General features: G+C 58.1%; 17 protein-coding genes. All 17 read right to left on the bottom strand.

All coding sequences use genetic code 11. The annotated features are described in order from the left end of the window. Position 1: 1 nt before the first annotated feature. The 17 genes from FN828_RS07880 to rpmD all read right to left on the bottom strand — a co-directional run bounded on the left by FN828_RS07880 (position 2) and on the right by rpmD (position 14,233). Entirely contained in the window at positions 2–1,270 is a 1,269-nt protein-coding gene (locus tag FN828_RS07880; protein ID WP_142492863.1) for an amino acid ABC transporter permease, read from the bottom strand. 130 nt (positions 1,271–1,400) lie between these two features. After that, positions 1,401–2,417, bottom strand: a complete 1,017-nt coding sequence (locus FN828_RS07875; protein ID WP_142492862.1) for an amino acid ABC transporter substrate-binding protein — start codon at positions 2,415–2,417, stop codon at positions 1,401–1,403. Between the two features lie 202 nt (positions 2,418–2,619). After that, a complete protein-coding gene (locus FN828_RS07870) occupies positions 2,620–3,330 on the bottom strand; it encodes an ATP12 family chaperone protein (protein ID WP_142492861.1) in 711 nt (236 codons plus the stop codon). Positions 3,331–3,333: 3 nt separating this feature from the next. After that, the gene (locus tag FN828_RS07865) at positions 3,334–4,008 is read right to left on the bottom strand and encodes an HAD-IA family hydrolase (RefSeq protein ID WP_142492860.1); all 675 of its coding nucleotides are present in this window, start codon (positions 4,006–4,008) and stop codon (positions 3,334–3,336) included. Further along, positions 4,005–5,048, bottom strand: coding sequence for an RluA family pseudouridine synthase (locus FN828_RS07860; protein ID WP_142492859.1), 1,044 nt, complete (start codon positions 5,046–5,048; stop codon positions 4,005–4,007). The genes FN828_RS07865 and FN828_RS07860 overlap by 4 nt, the downstream gene beginning before the upstream one ends. Next, on the bottom strand, positions 5,045–5,422 hold the full coding sequence (gene crcB / locus FN828_RS07855; RefSeq protein ID WP_142492858.1) for a fluoride efflux transporter CrcB: 378 nt from the start codon (positions 5,420–5,422) through the stop codon (positions 5,045–5,047). The genes FN828_RS07860 and crcB overlap by 4 nt, the downstream gene beginning before the upstream one ends. 78 nt (positions 5,423–5,500) lie before the next feature. After that, complete coding sequence (locus tag FN828_RS07850) at positions 5,501–6,814, bottom strand: replication-associated recombination protein A (RefSeq protein ID WP_142492857.1); 1,314 nt, start codon at positions 6,812–6,814, stop codon at positions 5,501–5,503. A 3-nt stretch (positions 6,815–6,817) separates the two neighbouring features. Next, entirely contained in the window at positions 6,818–8,197 is a 1,380-nt protein-coding gene (locus tag FN828_RS07845) for a trypsin-like peptidase domain-containing protein (RefSeq protein ID WP_142492856.1), read from the bottom strand. A 118-nt stretch (positions 8,198–8,315) separates the two neighbouring features. After that, positions 8,316–8,738 (bottom strand): 50S ribosomal protein L17, encoded by a 423-nt coding sequence (gene rplQ / locus FN828_RS07840; RefSeq protein ID WP_142492855.1) that lies wholly within the window; start codon positions 8,736–8,738, stop codon positions 8,316–8,318. Between the two features lie 135 nt (positions 8,739–8,873). Beyond that, on the bottom strand, positions 8,874–9,890 hold the full coding sequence (locus tag FN828_RS07835; RefSeq protein WP_142492854.1) for a DNA-directed RNA polymerase subunit alpha: 1,017 nt from the start codon (positions 9,888–9,890) through the stop codon (positions 8,874–8,876). A gap of 111 nt (positions 9,891–10,001) precedes the next feature. Next, positions 10,002–10,394 carry a 30S ribosomal protein S11 gene (gene rpsK, locus FN828_RS07830; protein ID WP_142492853.1) on the bottom strand — a complete coding sequence of 131 codons (393 nt, stop codon included), beginning with the start codon at positions 10,392–10,394 and terminating at the stop codon, positions 10,002–10,004. Positions 10,395–10,409: 15 nt separating this feature from the next. Continuing rightward, positions 10,410–10,778: a 30S ribosomal protein S13 gene (gene rpsM / locus FN828_RS07825; RefSeq protein WP_142492852.1), complete on the bottom strand. Its 369-nt coding sequence runs from the start codon at positions 10,776–10,778 to the stop codon at positions 10,410–10,412. A 208-nt stretch (positions 10,779–10,986) separates the two neighbouring features. Continuing rightward, positions 10,987–11,562, bottom strand: a complete 576-nt coding sequence (locus FN828_RS07820) for an adenylate kinase (RefSeq protein ID WP_142492851.1) — start codon at positions 11,560–11,562, stop codon at positions 10,987–10,989. After that, positions 11,559–12,920 (bottom strand): preprotein translocase subunit SecY, encoded by a 1,362-nt coding sequence (secY, locus tag FN828_RS07815; RefSeq protein WP_142492850.1) that lies wholly within the window; start codon positions 12,918–12,920, stop codon positions 11,559–11,561. Before secY ends, FN828_RS07820 begins: the two co-directional genes overlap by 4 nt. Positions 12,921–13,029: 109 nt before the next feature. Next, on the bottom strand, positions 13,030–13,497 hold the full coding sequence (gene rplO / locus FN828_RS07810; RefSeq protein ID WP_142492849.1) for a 50S ribosomal protein L15: 468 nt from the start codon (positions 13,495–13,497) through the stop codon (positions 13,030–13,032). Between the two features lie 210 nt (positions 13,498–13,707). Continuing rightward, complete coding sequence (locus FN828_RS20990) at positions 13,708–13,833, bottom strand: hypothetical protein (protein ID WP_268987205.1); 126 nt, start codon at positions 13,831–13,833, stop codon at positions 13,708–13,710. 211 nt (positions 13,834–14,044) lie between these two features. Continuing rightward, entirely contained in the window at positions 14,045–14,233 is a 189-nt protein-coding gene (gene rpmD, locus FN828_RS07805; RefSeq protein WP_142492848.1) for a 50S ribosomal protein L30, read from the bottom strand.

Here is a 14,233-nt window from a genome sequence, read left to right as displayed (position 1 = left end):
ATCACCGCTCCACCAGTTTGACGCTGTTGTTGTACCAGTTCATCGCCCCCGAAATGGACAGGCTGATGCCCAGATAGATCAGCATCCCCAACAGAACCGTTTCCAGCTCGCGCCCGGTTTGGTTCAGGGTGATCCCCATCAGCGTGCCGGTCAGGTCCATGTACCCCACCGCAATCGCCAGAGACGAGTTTTTGGTCAGGTTCAGATATTGCGAAATCAGCGGCGGAATGATGACCCGCAGCGCCTGCGGCAAAACCACAAGGCTCATCACGCGGTTCGGGCGCAGGCCCAATGCGCTGGCGGCTTCGGTCTGGCCCTTGGAAATCGCCAGAATACCGGCACGCACGTTTTCCGCGATAAAGGCCGCCGTATACAGCGACAGTGCCAGCCACAACGCAATCAACGAGTTGCGCATATGGATGCCCCCGGCGAAATTGAACCCCTTCAGCGCCGGATAACCCAGATGGAAGCCCAAAGCGGCCAGAACCACAATCACCGGAACAAACACAGCCGCCAGATTCAGATACCATGTGGTCGGGCGCACGCCGGTGGTTTCCTGAATACGGTGCGCACGCGCGTTGATTTTATGGCGGGCAAAAAGCCCCACAGCCAAGGCAATCAGGAAAGCAATCAAATCCAGCGACACGTCAAACCGCAGGCTGGATTCGCCAAAGAAATGCAGATTGCCCAAGCTGCTGGAAAACAGCGGTTCAGGGATATAAATCCCCCGGTTGGTGATGGCGACCGTATCGAAAAGCTTCATCGTGGCCGCCGGATCGGCCCCACGGAATTCCCGCGGCGCGGGCAGGGTTTCAATCAGGATCGCCATGATAAACACGATCCACAACAGCACAGGCACGTTGCGGAACATTTCCACATAAACGGTCATGATCCGCGCGATCAGCCAGTTTTTCGACAGGCGCAACACGCCGATGATGACCCCAAGTATAGTGGCAGTCACACAGCCCATCACCGCCACAAGCACTGTATTCAGCAGGCCAACAATTGCCGCGCGCAGGTGAACGTTTTGCGAATTGTAATCAATCAGGCGCTGGTTGATGTCATAACCAGCAGGTTCCCCAAGGAACTTGAAACTGGGCTGTTTGCCCAGATCATGAAGGTTCGCGGCAGTATTGCTGATCAGCCATGCAAACAGCATCATGAACCCGATAATCGCCACAACCTGAATGGTCGCCGAACGATACCGGGTGTCGTATATCAGCATAGACAGCCGGAACGACTCCTTTGGGGGGTCGGTTAATGTTGTCATCTGGGTTTTTCCCCGTCTTTCAGCCGTTGGTTTTTCTGCGGTCCCGCTTTGGGCCGCTGGCCGAATTATTTACGCGTTATTTAGTGGGAAGGGCGCAGGTTTCCCCGCGCCCCTCTGAGTTTGTACCCTATTAACGGAAGGGCGGTGCGTACAGCAGGCCACCTTCGGTCCACTGCGCGTTCAGGCCGCGCGCCAGACCGATTGGGGTGCTGGTGCCGATGGTTTTCTCGAAAACCTCACCATAGTTGCCGTTGGCTTTGATCGCTTTCAGCGCCCAGTCAGCCGACAGACCCAGCATTTCGCCCAAAGTGCCTTCGCTACCCAGCAGGCGGTTGATTTCCGGGTTGGTGGTGCCTTTCGCCAGCTCGTCGATATTGGCCGAAGTCACGCCGTATTCTTCGGCGGCAATCAGCGCGTTCAACGACCAGCGCACCACGTCGCCCCACTCGCTGTCACCATGACGGACCAGCGGGCCCAGCGGCTCTTTGGAAATGATTTCCGGCAGAACCACATGCGCCGACGGATCTTCGAACGTGGCACGGGTTGCAGCCAGACCCGATGCGTCGGTGGTGTACACGTCACAGGCACCGGCCAAATACTGCTGTTGCGCTTCGGCGTTGGTTTCGATCGGAACCGGCTCGTAGCTCATGTTGTTGACACGGAAGAAATCCGCCAGGTTCAGTTCGGTGGTGGTGCCGGTCTGGATACATACGGTGGCGCCGTCCAGTTCCTTGGCCGATCCCACGCCCAGCGACTTCGGCACCATGAAGCCCTGGCCATCATAGTAGTTCACACCGACGAAATCGAACTTCAGGTCCACATCGCGGCTGAAGGTCCAGGTGGTGTTACGGGCCAGCATGTCGATCTCGCCCGAGGCCAGTGCGGTGAAACGCGTCTTGCCGGTGGTCGGCACAAATTCAACGGCCATCTGGTCGCCCAGCACAGCGGCAGCAACAGCGCGGCACACAGCCACGTCAAAGCCCTGCCAAACGCCGTTTGCGTCGGGTGTTGCGAAGCCGGGTACCCCGGTCGCCACGCCGCAGTTCAGCTTGCCGCGCGCCTTGACGTCGTCAAGCGTACCGGCAGCAGCAACACCTGCAGCCAGGCCAGCTACGGTCAACACGCCAAGAAATACGGATTTTTTCATGTTTACCTCTTCCTGATTGTCCGCCGATTTGTCCGGCGGTTCACCCGATCATCCCCGATCGGGGGCGGAACTGAAAAGGGCTTATCCCTGTCAGTGTCTGAACTTTGGGCGATTTCAAACCAAAAGGTCAAGGAGTGATCAGGAAAACGGCACTCTCGGATGGTCATTGACCTAAGGGCAATCGCAAAAATTGATCAAATCGTCAGACGTGACACAGGTCGAAGAATCGTTTTGCCTGTACAAAAGCCTGCTTCTTCACCTCTGCCGCGTCGGCGGCTTCTTCGTCTTCGCCCCATTGTTCGGCTTGCCATGTCTCGTCGACTCGGGACAGCGCCCATAAATCTTCGATGGGGCGCAGATCATGCACGGCGGCAAACCCCAGAATCAGCGATCCGCTTAGCCCCACCAGATCATGAAAGGCCGCCAGTTCAAACGGCGTCATGGCACGAACCCGTGCGTGCAGCCGTTCCAGCGTCGCGGCATCCTGCGCGACATACATAACCCCCTGCCCCACGGACAGGCGAGCGTCCAATGCCTGTTCAGCCCAATCCAGCAGGGGATTCCACAGTGCGGCCTGCCGCGCGATCAATTCTTCGGGGTTGTCCGCCCGGTAGCACAACAAATCTGTGCCACCGTAATCTGCGATCAGCGCCGCCACTTCGTCGTGCTGGGTGGCGACCTTATCCAAGGCCGCATTCGCGCCGCGCGTCACGGGCATGATCAGCGGATTGATCTCGCCTTCTTGTGCGGCCCACTCTTGGGCGATTTCTTCGGCCAATGCGCGGGTCGGCACCACCAGCGGCGTTTTTGCCGGAGTTTTTACCCCGCGCCCATCCAGCAGCACGGTAAATCCGCCCTCTGCCTCTGCCACGGTGGTTTCTTTCCAGAACCGCTTTGCCTTCCAACCGCTCATTACCTACTCCCATAGTCCTGCGATGGCCTGCGGCAGATCAGCGGTGCGATGCACCAACACATCTGCGCCTGCCAGACGGTCAGCCGTGTGATAGCCCCAGCTTACGCCAATCGCCCGCATCCCCGCCGCGCGGGCCATGCTCATGTCAAATTCCGTGTCCCCGATCATCACCGCCTGATCTGCGTCGACGCCAGTTTCCGCCAACGCGGCCAGCAACATTGCAGGGTGCGGTTTCGAGGGGTGATGATCCGCAACCTGTTGCGTCAGAAACAGCCGCTCCATGCCATGACCGGCCAATAACGCATCCAGCCCCCGCCGAGATTTTCCCGTAGCGACCCCCAGCAGATATTCCGGCACAGCCTGTAACCCGTCCAGTACCGACCGGATACCGGGATAAAGCGGGCTGCTTTGCTGCGTGCCTTGTGCCGCACGCAACTGCATATAGGCTGTTTTATAGCCCTGAACCATCGCCGCATATGTTTCATCACGCAGCCCCGGTGCCAATTGCGGGATCGCAACATCCAGCGATAGCCCGACAATAGACAAGATCGCAGCCCGATCCGGCACCGGCACCCCGGCGCCCTGAAACGCTGTTGTCATCGACGCCACGATATCCGCCTGACTATCCACCAGCGTCCCGTCCACATCGAATACAATCAGCCGCAGCGGTTTGCTCATTGCAGGCTCTCGAACGGGTCTTCGGCCGCCAAATCCTCGGTCCAGCCAAAGGTTTCCCAGCTATGCGCCATGTGATCCGGCAGCGGTGCGGTAAAGGACATCACCTTTTTCGTGATCGGGTGTTCAATCTTCAGCGTCCGCGCATGAAGATGCAGCTTTTTGCTGATGATCCCGCCCAATTGAGCGCCCCAGCCGTCGCCCATATTTTCCTGACCGGACCCGCCGTATTTGCCATCCCCCACAATCGGGTGGCCGATTTCGGCCATATGCGCCCGCAACTGGTGGGTACGCCCGGTCAGCGGTTCCATCGCAACCCAGGCCGCCCGGCTGGCCACCCGATACAGCGTGGCATAAAGCGTATGCGCCCGTTTTGCGCCCGGCGTGTTCTGAATATCGCGCGGGTGGACGCTCAGCATTTTTTCGCCTTCGCCGCCCTTGCCGTGGCCCGGTGCTTTGACCAGCCCATATTTGATTTCCCCCAAATAAGGGGTCGGCACCCCAGCCACCAAGGCCCAGTAAATCTTGCGGGTTTCACGATGCCGGAACGCAGCAGTCAGCCCCACCGCCGCTTCGCGCGTGCGCGCCAAGATCAGAACGCCGGTGGTGTCCTTGTCCAGACGATGCACCAGACGGGGCTTTTCCTCGTAGCCGAATGTCAGCGCCTCGGACAGGCCATCCACATGTTTCGCCTGTTTGCTGCCCCCCTGTACCGGCAAACCGGCAGGTTTATTCAGCACGATAATATCGTCATCCATATACAGGATTGCATCCTGCATCATCTTTGCGTCAGCCGGGGCAATCCGTTGCTTGGTGATCGGCTTTGCATCCGAAGGCTCCGGCAAGGGCGGAATACGCACCTCTTGCCCCACATCCAGCCGGGTGTTGGCCTTGCAGCGGGCGCCATCCACACGCAATTCACCCTTGCGGCACATCTTCTCGATCGGCCCCTGCCCCAGATGCGGGAACTTCCGCTTTAGCCAACGATCAAGCCGCTGATCCCCTTCGCCGGGGCCTACGATCACATTCTGAACCCGGCTCATTGAACCATACTCCTTGCAAGATAAAGCCCGGCGAAAATCGCCAGCAATGACAGCATAACCGATGCCAATACATATACCCCGGCCAGCACGGGCTGACCACGTTCCCAAATCGTCATCGCGTCCAGCGAAAACGCCGAAAACGTGGTAAAGCCCCCCAATACCCCAGTCATCAACAGCGGTGCAAAGCGGTTCGCGCTTTGATGGGCCAGAACCACCACGACAACCCCCATCACAAAGCTGCCCAGTATATTCACAATCAGCGTCCCCCACGGGAATCCCGGCCCGATCAGCCGGATTGCGGCCAACCCGGTCAAGTAGCGCCCGCTGGCACCGATTGCGCCCCCAAGGGCCACCTGAAAAAGTGTCGTCATCATCGGCTTCCTCTGGGCATCCACGGCCAGAATGTCAAGCAAACCAGCCTTTTCCGGCCAATACTGGCACCACAGCTACAGTTAACCCCGCCGTTGGCGCAGTTTGCTGAAATACTCGACCCGCTTTTTCAATTCACGCTCGAACCCGCGTTCGACGGGTTGATACAAATCGGGCCGCGCCACCCCATCCGGGAAATAGTTTTGACCGGAAAACCCATCTTCGGCATCGTGGTCATACGCATAGCCCGCGCCGAACCCGTGTTCCTTCATCATCTTGGTCGGTGCGTTCAGGATGTGCATCGGCGGCATTGCCGATCCGGTTTTGCGCGCCAATTGCACCGCAGCCTTGTAGCCGACATAGGCCGCATTGGATTTCGGGGCCAACGCAAGATAAACCACAGCCTGCGCCAGTGCCAATTCACCTTCGGGACTGCCAAGACGTTCATACACTTCCCACGCGTGCAAACAGATGGATTGCGCCTGAGGGTCGGCCAAGCCGATATCTTCTACCGCCATCCGTACAATCCGCCGCGCCAGATAGCGCGGGTCTTCGCCCCCCGCCAGCATCCGCGCCAGCCAATACAACGCCGCGTCTGGGTCCGATCCGCGCACCGATTTATGCAGCGCCGAAATCAGATTATAATGCTCCTCGCCGCCTTTGTCGTATTTCGCGGCGCGGCGCATCAGCCGAGTGCTAAGCCCCTCGGGGTCCAGTTTCTTGTCCACCTTCCACGCGGCCACCTGTTCGATCAGGTTCAACAAGGCCCGCCCGTCCCCATCCGCCATTTCCAGCAGCGCCTCGCGGGCCTCTCCGGTCAGGGGCAGATTGCGATCCAGTTCCTTTTCAGCGCGTTGGGCTAACCGTTCCAGATCTTTCAGCGACAGCCGCTCAAGGATCAACACCTGCGCCCGGCTTAGGACAGCGGCATTCAGTTCAAAACTGGGGTTTTCCGTGGTTGCGCCGACCAACAGGATTGTGCCGTCTTCCATATGCGGCAGGAAACTATCCTGCTGCGCCTTGTTGAAGCGATGGACTTCATCCACGAACAACAAAGTCCCCTGCCCGTTCCCGCGCCGGATTTTCGCGGCCTCGAACACTTTTTTCAGGTCTGGAACCCCGGTGAAAATCGCGCTGATTTGCACAAAGTGCAGATCTGTTTCATCTGCCAGCAAGCGCGCGATGGTGGTTTTGCCCACCCCCGGCGGCCCCCACAACACCAGTGACGATAACGACCCCGAGGCCAGCATAACGCCCAAGGGCGCATCCGGTCCCAGCACTTGTTCCTGCCCGATCACCTCGGACAGGGTGCGCGGACGCAGCCGATCCGCCAAAGGGCGCGGCGCGGTCGAGTGCGCAGGTTCTTTCGTCCCGCCAGAATCGAATAGATCAGCCATAAATTACAGCCTGAACCGCATCACCACGCGCTGCAAGCCGCGTTGCACATCCAGCGCCAAGGTCTTCATGCGACCGTTCAGAATTTTCTCAACGTCTTTGGTGGTTTGCATTTCTTCGCCGTTGATCTGGCTTAGGATATCGCCGGGGCGCAGCCCTGCCCGTTGCCCATATGGGCCGGGGTCTTGCACCATCACCCCCTTGGCGGACAGCGGCAAACCATAGTCTGCCAAAACCCCCGGATTGATATTGACCACCGCCAACCCCGGCAGAACGCTTTCTTCCCCAAGCACCCGCTGATCTCGCGCGGGTTGTTCGGGGGCGACCTGCATGGGAACCGCCACCGTATCAATCTGACCATCACGGGCATAGGTGATCTGCGCCTGCGCCCCCAATCCGGCCACGGTCATACGAAACACCATTTCCGCCGGGGCGTTCACCGGATCGCCGTCCACCGCCAGAACCACATCCCCCGGACGCAATCCCGCAGCAGCAAAGGGACTAGCGCTATGCAGGTCGGAAATCACGATACCGCCGGGCCGATCCAATGACAGGCTGGCCGCTAGATCGGCATCGACCGGCTGGCCGCTCATCCCCGCCCACGGGCGCTGAAAACCCGGCTTACCTTCGCGCGCTTGCCGCAGGAATTGTTCCACCAAATTCGACGGGATGGCAAACCCGATCCCGTTTGACCCACCCGAACGGGTCAGGATACGCGTATTCACCCCGATCAACTGCCCATTCACATCAATCAGCGCACCACCCGAATTGCCCGGATTGATCGGTGCATCGGTTTGCAGGAAATAGCCCCGCGCCGTTCCCACCGCAGCCCCCGACCGGGCCAGACCAGAGACAATACCGCTGCTAACGGTCTGCCCCACCCCGAACGGGTTCCCAATCGCCAAGGCTAATTCGCCGACTTCCACGCTGTCACTGTCGCGCAGCGTCAGAAACGGCATGTCCTTGGCCCCATCCAGACGCAGCACCGCCAGATCGGCCTCTTGATCCGCCAGCATCACTTGTGCGTCAAATTCGCGGCGATCATTCAGAACCACACGAATTTCGGTCGCTTCGCCGACGACGTGGAAATTCGTAACAGCAATCCCATCCGCTGACAGGATAACCCCCGACCCCAGCGAATTCTGCACCCGTTGCCGGGTTTGTCCCATGTCACCAAAGAATTGCCGAAAGAACGGATCGTTCTGAAACGGGCTGGACCGTTCCGCAACGATCCGCTTGGCATAAATATTCACAACAGCGGGCGCCGCTTGTTTCACCAGCGGGGCAAACCCCAACTGAATTTCCATCTGTGTCTGTGGGATACGGGTTTCGGCCACAGCCGGGCCAGCGACCGCCAAAAGCGCGGCCAACAGAATACGGATCATACCATCCTCCGTCCGGTTTCCCCTGATATGCGAAGCAGATCGCGGAAATGCAAGCCGCAACGAAAAACCCCCGCCTGAAAACAGGCGGGGGCTGGATCAGGCATCGCTGCCGAACCTCTTATTCTTCTGCGGCTTCTTCTTCCGCAGCAACGCGTGCCTTGTCAGCCGCGCCTTTGGCCGAAACGTCACGATCAACGAATTCGATGATCGCCATCGGCGCCATGTCACCATAGCGGAAGCCAGCTTTCAGGATACGGACATAGCCGCCCTGACGTTCGGCATAACGCGGACCCAGAACTTCGAACAGTTTTGCAACGTCTTTGTCCTGCTTCAGCTGTGCAGCCGCCTGACGACGGGCGTGCAGATCACCGCGCTTGCCCAGCGTGATCAGCTTTTCGATGATCGGACGCAGTTCTTTGGCTTTCGGCAGGGTGGTTTTGATCTGTTCGTGTTCGATCAGCGAACCGGCCATGTTGGCGAACAGCGCCTTGCGGTGTTCATGAGTACGGTTCAGGCGGCGGTAACCACGTGCGTGACGCATTTTTTAGCTCCTAACTTGCGTTTTGCTTTGTCCGTCCGGCGATGCGAGTCACCGGCTCTCCTTGGGGCGTTGGCCCATATAGTCCCCGCCAGATGCGGGCATTGATGGGGTGGGCAAACCGCCCACCCTGTATTCTCAGAACGCGTCTTCGAATTTCTTGGCCAGATCTTCGATGTTGTCCGGCGGCCAATCCTCGACATCCATGCCAAGGTGCAGCCCCATGCCGGACAGGACTTCTTTGATCTCGTTCAGCGACTTGCGGCCAAAGTTCGGGGTGCGCAGCATCTCGGCTTCGGTTTTCTGGATCAGATCGCCGATGTAAACGATGTTGTCGTTCTTCAGGCAGTTTGCCGAACGAACCGACAGTTCCAACTCGTCCACTTTCTTCAGCAGCAGCGGGTTGAACTCCAGACCGTCCTCATCGTCCTGACGCGAGGCCGATTCAGGTTCGTCGAAGTTCACGAAGATCGACAACTGATCCTGCAAAATACGCGCCGCATAAGCGACCGCATCATCCGGCGTGATCGAACCATCGGTTTCGATTTTCAGCGTCAGCTTGTCGTAATCCAGAACCTGACCTTCGCGGGTCGGCTGTACGTCATAGGACACTTTCTTGACGGGCGAATAGATTGCGTCAATCGGGATCAGACCAATGGGCGCATCTTCCGGTTTGTTACGATCCGCAGGAACATAACCTTTGCCGGTGTTGACCATCAGTTCCACGTAAAGATCGGCGCCATCGTCCAAGTGGCAGATCACGTGTTCCTTGTTCAGGATTTCGATGCCTGCGCTGTCGCTGATATCACCAGCCGTCACAGCACCCGGCCCTTTTGCACTGATCGACAGACGCTTCGGCCCTTCGACTTCCATGCGCAGGGCAACCTGCTTCAGGTTCAGAATGATGTCGGTCACGTCTTCACGCACACCAGCCACCGACGAGAATTCATGCAGAACATTATCAATCTGCACGCTGGTGATGGCCGCACCTTGCAGCGAGCTCATCAGCACGCGGCGCAGGGCGTTGCCCAGCGTCAGACCAAAGCCACGCTCCAGCGGTTCGGCAACCACGGTTGCCTGACGCAGCGGGTCATTGCCCGGCTTTACGTCCAGCTGGGTCGGCTTAATCAGTTCTGCCCAGTTCTTGTGGATCATGCGTCCCTCCATTCCTGTCTTGTCCCCATGTCCAAAGGCCAAGACGCCCGAGGTTTCAAAATGACGGAATGGGGCCGTGCAAAGGCACAGCCCCAAACGAGTAATCTGTGATTACACCCGGCGGCGTTTCGGCGGACGGCAACCGTTGTGTGCGATCGGGGTCACATCACGGATCGACGTGATGTTGAAACCGATTGCAGCCAGTGCGCGCAGCGCCGATTCACGACCCGAACCTGGGCCTTGAATTTCCACTTCCAGGGTTTTCACACCATGTTCCTGTGCTTTTTTGCCTGCATCTTCAGCAGCCATCTGAGCAGCGTAAGGGGTCGATTTACGCGAACCCTTGAAGCCCATCGTGCCAGCAGACGACCACGAAATGGCGTTGCCCTGCACGTCAGAGATCAGGATTTTGGTGTTGTTGAAGCTGGAGTTCACATGTGCGACGCCAGCTGCGATGTTTTTGGAGACCTTTTTCTTGCCCCCACGACGGGTATCACGTGCCATTGGTGCAGACCTCCCTTACTTCTTCTTACCAGCGATGGCCTTTGCGGGGCCTTTGCGAGTACGAGCGTTGGTATGGGTCCGCTGACCGCGCACGGGCAGACCACGACGATGGCGCAGGCCGCGATAGCAACCCAGATCCATCAGGCGTTTGATGTTCATCTGAACTTCACGACGCAGGTCACCTTCAACGGTGTAGTTGGCGTCGATATGTTCGCGGATGGCCAGAACTTCGGCGTCCGACAGTTCGTTTACACGACGGGTCGCTTCGATGTTGACGGCTTCGCAGATAGCTTTGGCCGATGCAGGACCAATGCCGGTGATATAGGTAAGGGCGATAGGGACCCGTTTAGAAGTCGGGATGTTTACGCCGGCGATACGTGCCACGTGTCACTTTCCTTTTCGTTGCGGTTCCGTAGCTCCAGAACCTTTTTTCACAACGTAAGCCCGAGGATTTCTCCGCCGGGCCGCAGCTGATCAGGTGATAGATTATTAACGCAGGACTGCGCCAAGAATCGTGATTCTCATGCGAGATAGGGCTGGGTATTGAGAAAAAAGGGGGCCGTCAAGCCCCCCTTCTGAATGCGTGTTGTTTTTAGTCCAGTATCGCAGCAATCGCTGCCTGAACTTCGTCGATCGCGCCCAGACCGTCGATCGAGGTCAAATTACCCTTTGCGTGGTAATACCCGATCAGCGGGGCGGTCTTTTTGTAATATTCCATCAACCGGAAACGAACGCTTTCTTCGTTATCATCGGCCCGGACAGGTTTGCCTGCGGCTGCTGCCTCTGCAGCGCGATTGACGATCCGCTTGACCAGCGTTTCGTCATCGACCTGCATTTCGATCACGGCATCAAGCTTTTCGCCCTTCTCTTCCAGCAGAGCCGCCAGCGCATCCGCCTGCCCCAACGTGCGGGGGAACCCGTCAAAGATGAAGCCGCCCTTTTTGTCGCCTTCCAGCTTTTCCCGGATCAGGCCGATCACGATTTCGTCGGTCACAAGACCGCCCGCATCCATGACCGCGGCCACACGCTTGCCCATTTCCGAGCCGCTGGCCTTCGCCTCGCGCAACATGTCACCAGTGCTCAACTGGATCATATCGCGGCTTTCAACCAGATGACTGGCTTGCGTTCCTTTGCCCGCCCCCGGCGGTCCAAGCAGAATAATATTCATCGACGTGACGGTCCCTTGCGTGCGCGTTTCTTACCTTTGCCGCGAAGCTGCGACTTTTCGATCAGACCTTCGTACTGGTGCGCCAAAAGATGGCTTTGCACCTGCTGGATCGTATCCATCGTCACCGAAACAACGATCAGCACCGAAGTCCCGCCAAAATAGAAGGGGATGGCGAATTGGCTACGCAGAACTTCCGGCAAGAGACAAACTGCCGCAAGGTAAGCAGACCCCAACACCAGAATCCGGTTCGTGACGTATTCCAGATATTCGGCGGTTTTCTTACCCGGACGGATACCCGGCACGAAACCATTCTGGTTCTTCAGATTGTCGGCCACCTCGTCCGGTTTGAACGACACGTTGAACGTATAGAAATACGCGAAGAACACGATCATCCCGATAAAGAAAGCCAGATACAGCGGTTGCCCCGGTCCGAAATAGGCCAACAGCGTCGACATGACCGGCCCCGTTTGCGAACCCGAAAACGTGCTGATCGTCGTCGGCAACAGCAACAGAGAGCTGGCAAAGATAGCCGGAATCACGCCTGCCGGGTTTACCTTGATCGGCAGGTGCGACGAGCCGCCGTCATAGACCTTCATCCCCACCTGACGGCGCGGGTATTGGATATGGATCTTGCGCAGCGCGCGTTCCATGAACACCACAAAGGCAATCACCAGCGCCACCATGATGAACACGCCAACGATCACTGCCGGGCTGATCGCGCCCGAACGCCCTTGGCTCAGGAACTGGGCCAGCGCGGCGGGGATTTCAGCGATAATCCCCACGAAAATGATCAAAGAGATACCGTTCCCAATGCCCCGGCTGGTGATCTGATCGCCCAGCCACATCATGAACATCGTACCACCAACCAGCGTAATCACACAGGACACCCGGAAATACAGCCCCGGATCGGTAACCAATTCCCCGGCTTCCAGCGACGCGGCCAGCCCATAGGCCTGAAGCGTAGCCAATGCCACGGTGCCGTAGCGGGTGTATTGGTTGATTTTCTTACGGCCTGCGTCCCCCTCTTTCTTCAACTGTTCCAACGAAGGAACCATCGAAGTCAAAAGCTGTACGATAATGGACGCCGAGATATAGGGCATGATGCCAAGGGCAAAAATCCCCATCCGGCCCAATGCGCCCCCGGTGAACATCGACAGGATGCCGCCCAGCCCCGATGCCGCGCCTTCCATGAAGTCGCGCAACGCGGTGCCGTCGATCCCCGGCACGGGAATAAAGGTGCCCAGACGGCAGACGATCAGAAGCCCTAGGGTGAACAGGATGCGGCTGCGCAGGTCCGAGGCTTTCGCCAACTGGGCCCAGCTTGTGTTCGCCGCCATTTGTTCTACTGCGGATACCATATGCGGTCTCTCTTATGTAGCAACGCCGCCCAGAGCGTTTTCCAGCTCAGGCGGCGTTCTTGGGAAAACTGGGTTGTATCTAAGCGGCCTGATCGCCGCCCACAACCTGTTATTCAGCCGCGGCGGCGACCTTCAGCGAGCCACCTGCTTTTTCCACTGCTTCGACGGCCGATTTCGAGGCGCCGGTCACTTCCAGATTTACGGCAGTGCTGATTTCGCCTTTGGCCAGAACGCGGATACCGTCCAGCTTGCGGCGCACCAAACCGGATGCAACCAGTGCATCCTCGGTGATGGCTGCCGAAGCGTCCAGTTTGCCAGCTTCGATGAACTTGGCAATCAGGCCCAGGTTCACAACGGCAAATTTCTTCTGGTTCGGTTTGTTGAAGCCGCGCTTGGGAAGGCGCTGGTACAGCGGCATCTGGCCACCTTCGTAGCCGTTGATCGCCACACCCGAACGCGATTTCTGACCTTTGATACCACGGCCAGCGGTTTTACCTTTGCCCGAACCGGGGCCGCGCGCTACGCGCTTTTTCTTTTGTGCGGCGCCAGCGTTGTCGCGCAGTTCATGCAATTTCATGTCGCTTCTCCTTTGCCGGAACTGCCCTCCAGCGACGGAGCGGGCAAACACGGCGTTTCTTGGTTGATTCTTTGTGCGGCCAACAGGCCACCGTGGGCGTATAGACCCCCAATTCCGGTGAATCAAGTGGGCAGCACATTTCCCTTAGCCAAAAGAAAAAGCGCCCCAGTGTCACTGTGGCGCCTTTCTCATAATCCCAAAAGATCGGGCTTAGCGGGTTTGCCGCAAGTAATCCGCCCAGCAGGGAACCGGGTTCATAACCGCGTCGGCGGTCAGCTTGCCAAAATTCCGCGCGGCTTTGCCGATGAAGCCCATGCTGCGTTTTGCCAGTGCCATGTCACATATCCATCTAATCAGTGTTTTCGTCTTGGGGCGGTGAATATGCTGCACTGCAGCTTTTTGCTATGCACAAAGAAGAAACCCCGCATTGCGTTTTCCGCATAACTTTTAGGCGGCGCGAAAACACCCGACACAAAAGCAAAACGCCCCGCAGACAACTGCGGGGCGTTTCGGAACTCATAGCGGCGCTTGAAAACGCCTTGGCTGATTAGCCGCGCTCTTCGATGATTTCGACCAGATGCGGGATCTTTGCGATCATGCCGCGGATCGAAGGAGTATCCTCCAGTTCGCGGGTCTTGTGCATCTTGTTCAGGCCCAGACCAACCAGGGTCTGACGCTGAATGGCGGGGCGACGGATCGGGCTGCCGATCTGTTTCACAACGATGGTTTTAGCCAT

Source organism: Thalassovita litoralis (genome assembly GCF_900182725.1).
Classification (GTDB): Bacteria; Pseudomonadota; Alphaproteobacteria; order Rhodobacterales; family Rhodobacteraceae; genus Thalassobius; species Thalassobius litoralis.
This window is presented reverse-complemented; position numbering and strand designations above follow the sequence as displayed.